The sequence below is a fragment of the Protofrankia sp. CiP1_Cm_nod1 genome, assembly GCF_920888515.1.
Lineage (GTDB): Bacteria > Actinomycetota > Actinomycetes > Frankiales > Frankiaceae > Protofrankia.
On sequence record NZ_CAKKTM010000464.1, the window covers coordinates 1 to 3,825 of the forward strand.

3 protein-coding genes are annotated in these 3,825 nt (G+C 74.3%); all 3 read left to right on the forward strand.

Annotation, left to right across the window (positions count from 1 at the left end):
- The coding region (locus NBX02_RS21995) for a hypothetical protein (protein ID WP_250292896.1) at positions 1-945 on the forward strand (945 nt) is incomplete at its 5' end.
- 523 nt (positions 946-1,468) lie between these two features.
- The gene (purD, locus tag NBX02_RS22000) at positions 1,469-2,770 is read left to right on the forward strand and encodes a phosphoribosylamine--glycine ligase (protein WP_250281938.1); all 1,302 of its coding nucleotides are present in this window, start codon (positions 1,469-1,471) and stop codon (positions 2,768-2,770) included.
- A 315-nt stretch (positions 2,771-3,085) separates the two neighbouring features.
- A complete protein-coding gene (purE, locus tag NBX02_RS22005; RefSeq protein ID WP_250281941.1) occupies positions 3,086-3,613 on the forward strand; it encodes a 5-(carboxyamino)imidazole ribonucleotide mutase in 528 nt (175 codons plus the stop codon).
- The last annotated feature ends 212 nt before the right edge of the window (positions 3,614-3,825 follow it).

The following is a 3,825-nucleotide window of genomic DNA, read 5'->3' on the forward strand; positions in this document are numbered from 1 at the left end:
GCCCCCACCCGCCCCGGCCCCGACGGCCACCGGCTGGAACCCGGCATCCCACGGACCGGCCTGCCGCGCGGTGGCAGGCCGGCGGCGGGCGGCACGTCCGGTCCGGCCGCCCCGGCCGGCCCCGTCGGTTCCCTGCCGGCCCACCGGACGCCGGTGGCGCACGCCGCCGGCCTGGTCACCCAGCCGCAGGCGGTACGGCAGGGCGTCGGCGCGCATGCCCGGCCGGTCGGCTTCTCACCCATCGGCGACGTACCTCCCGCCGGCCTGGTGGAGGTGGTCGTTCGCGGCAGCTACGCCGTCCGCAGCGCCAACCGCGCCGAGGAGCAGCGCCGCAGGCGGGCGGACGCCGTCGCCACCCATGTGGACAGGCAGATCGCCGAGTTCCTCGCCATCTGCGCGGCCCAGAATCTCTCACCGGACGTAAGCGTCCGCGTGCTCCCGCAGCGCCTGCCACCGGTGGCCCGCGGTGGGCGCCGCCGGCAGCAGTGGGACCCGGCGCCGCTTCCGATCCCGGCTCCCACCGCTGCCGGCCCGGCCAGCCACGACACCGCCGGTCACGACGCGGCCGGGCGGCTCCCGACGGAGATCACCAACGGCGGGAGCGACGATGGGAAGGCCGGTCGGCGCGGCTCCGGGCAGGCCAGGGACCGCCGGCGCGGCCGGCACGTCACGTCACCGCTGGTCTGGCCGGTGCTGTACTGGCGTAACGAGGAGTTCCCGTACACGGGCCGCTGCCTGCACCTTTTCGTCGACCGCGACGGGCGGGCCTTCGAGGGCCGGGACAACCCCGGGGCCCTGTACGCCCTGGGCCGCGATGTCCGGGTGTGGCCGGTGGACGTCCACGCGGTCATCGGCTCCATGGCCGAGGTGGATGCCCGGCGCTGCGCGCAGCAGTTGGTGTACGGCCTGGCACACACGCTGTGGCGCGCCGGGGTCATCCTGTAGGCGGTCCCGGCTGGACAGGCGGTCCCGGCAGACACCCGTGGGCGTACGTGGGCGCATGGGCCCGCGGGTGCGGAGCGGGCGCGCGGCCGGGCAGGGCACACACCGCCCGCGCGGATCCCGGCGAGCGCCAGCCAGGCGTCCGTCACGAAATGTGTTCGTTTTCGCCCGGAGCGCCCACGGTTATCACACCTTGAGCACATCCCGCGGCCGGGCCAGGCCGGAAAGTTGATCGCGCTGGGCGCTACCCTGTACCGCGTGCCCTCCCATACCGGTTCCCACGCAGGGCCCGTGACCGCGCGCACGGCCGGCCACCGGCCACCGGTCGGGCAGACGGCAGCCCGGCAGACGGCAACGGCCGTTCCGACGGCAGCGACGGCAGCGACCGCTCCGGTGGCGGCCCTTCCCACGGCAGTGGCGGCTCCGACGGTAACAGCTCGTTCGGCGGCAGCCGCTCGTTCCGTGCTGACGGTTCGTTCAGCGGCGGCGACCGGCCCGGCGGTGGCAGTGGGTAACAGGTGACGCGGTGAAAGTGCTCGTCGTCGGCTCCGGCGGCCGGGAGCATGCCCTGTGCCGGGCGCTGTCGCACGACCCGGCCGTGGGCTCGGTCGTCTGCGCCCCGGGCAACGCCGGCACCGCGGATCTCGCCGAGCCGCGTCCGCTCGACGTCGGCGACCCGGACGCCGTCGCGGCCCTCGCGCAGGCCGTCCAGGCCGATCTGACCATCATCGGGCCGGAGGTCCCCCTGGTCGCCGGGGCAGCCGACGAGCTGCGGGCCCGTGGGCTGGCCTGCTTCGGGCCGTCCGCCGCGGCGGCACGCCTGGAGGGCAGCAAGGCGTTCGCCAAGGACGTGATGCGCGCGGCGGGCGTCTCGACCGCGGCCGCCCGTGACCACACCGAGATCGAGCCGGCCCTGGCCGACCTCGACGAGTTCGGCCCGCCCTACGTCGTCAAGTACGACGGGCTGGCCGCCGGCAAGGGCGTCACCGTGACGACCGACCGGGCGGAGGCGGTGGCGGCCGTGCGGTCCTGCCTGCGCCGGGCGGACGACCGGGTTGTGATCGAGGAGTATCTGGACGGCCCCGAGGTCTCGCTGTTCGCGATCGTCACGGAGGCCGGCACGGTCGTGCCGCTGCTGCCCGCGCAGGACCACAAACGGGCCGGAGACGGCGACACCGGGCCGAACACCGGCGGGATGGGTGCCTACGCGCCGCTGCCGTGGGCGCCGCCCGGGCTCGTCCCGGAGGTCGTCGACACAGTGATCAGACCCGTGGTGGGCGAGATGGCCCGCCGTGGCACGCCGTTCTCCGGCCTGCTCTACGCCGGTCTCGCGCTGACCTCCCGCGGGATGCGGGTCGTGGAGTTCAACGTCCGGTTCGGCGACCCCGAGGTGCAGGCGATCCTGGCGCTGCTGGCCACGCCACTGACCGACGTGCTGTCGGGGCGCCGGGCGCCGGTGTGGCGCGCCGGCGCGGCGGTCACGGTGGTCGTCGCCGCTTCTGGCTACCCACAGTCACCAAAAATCGGTGACCCGATCAGTGGCCTCGCCGCCGCGCAGGCCCTCACCGGCGTGGACATCCTGCATGCGGGCACCCGCCGGGACGCCGACGGCAGGATCGTGTCGTCCGGCGGACGTGTACTGTGCGTAACTGCAATCGGGTCACATCTGGAGGCCGCGAGAGGCTCGGCCTACGAGGCGATCAGCCGTCTGTCGCTGGCCGGAGCGCACTACCGGACCGACATCGGCGACCTGACCCGCATCGGCGTCCCGACCCGGCAGGCGGCGCCCGGCGGCGGGGCCGGCGGGTCGGCGGAGCGAGGTTCCTGACCAGACAGATCAGCACAGCCGGGCCACGGGATCCGGAAGATACAGCAGATGCGGGGGATCCGGATCCGCGCGGATCCGGATCCCCCGCCACGGGGGCCAAGGAGAACCATGGGAGCCGTGGGGGCAGAGGTACTGACGCCTGTGCCGCCGATATCCGCCCTGCCCGGCGTGTCCGGCGTGTCCGGCGTGTCCGCCCACCCGGGGACGCCGTAGGCCGCCGGGTGGGCGGTGCCCGCCCCGGGCTTCCCGCGTCCGGCCAGCCAGTCGTCCACCTACGATCAGCCAGTCGTCCAGAAGGTGAGTGAGCAAGCAGGTATGAGCGAGATCCCTCGGAGCGGCCCGAACGTGCAGTCACCGAAGGTTGCCATCGTCTACGGCTCCCCTTCGGATGCCCAGACGATGAGCAAGGCCGGCGCGACCCTGGAGCGCTTCGGTGTCCCCTACGAGCAGGTGTCGGTGTCGGCCCACCGCGCCCCCCGCACCCTCGCGGAGTACGTGGGCGAGCTGGCCACCCGTGGTATCGAGGTCGTCATCGCCGGCGCCGGGCTCGCCGCGGCCCTGCCCGGAACCGTCGCCGCGCTGACAACACTGCCCGTGATCGGCGTCCCGATCACGGGTGGGGCGCTGGACGGTATGGACTCCCTGCTCGCCATCGTGCAGATGCCGCCGGGGGTGCCGGTCGCCACGGTGGGGCTGAACAACTCCACGAACGCCGCCGTGCTGGCCACCCAGATCCTCGCCCTGAGCGACCCCGGCCTGCAGGCCCTGCTCACGGCGTTCAAGGACGACTTCGAGAAGGCCGCCGCCGCGGGCCTCGAGGAGGCACTGACCCCCGACCGCTGACCGTCCACCAACCGGCCGGGCCGCCGCTCGGCGAGTCCTGGCACCTCGGTGCATCCCGCCTGCCCGGCGCACCCCGCTCAGGGGCTTCCGCCGGGCAGGCGGCCTTGTTCACCCGTCACATCGGATGATCATTCTGGATGGGCGCCTGTCGGACAGTTCCCGCCGGGCAGGCGCATCTCACCCGCCCGGCGCGTCCCTGCCGGCTGTCGTCA

Bases quoted from the DNA above. Each gene is read 5' to 3' on its own strand.
- purE (WP_250281941.1), top strand. From the start codon at position 3,086: ATGAGCGAGATCCCTCGGAGCGGCCCGAACGTGCAGTCACCGAAGGTT.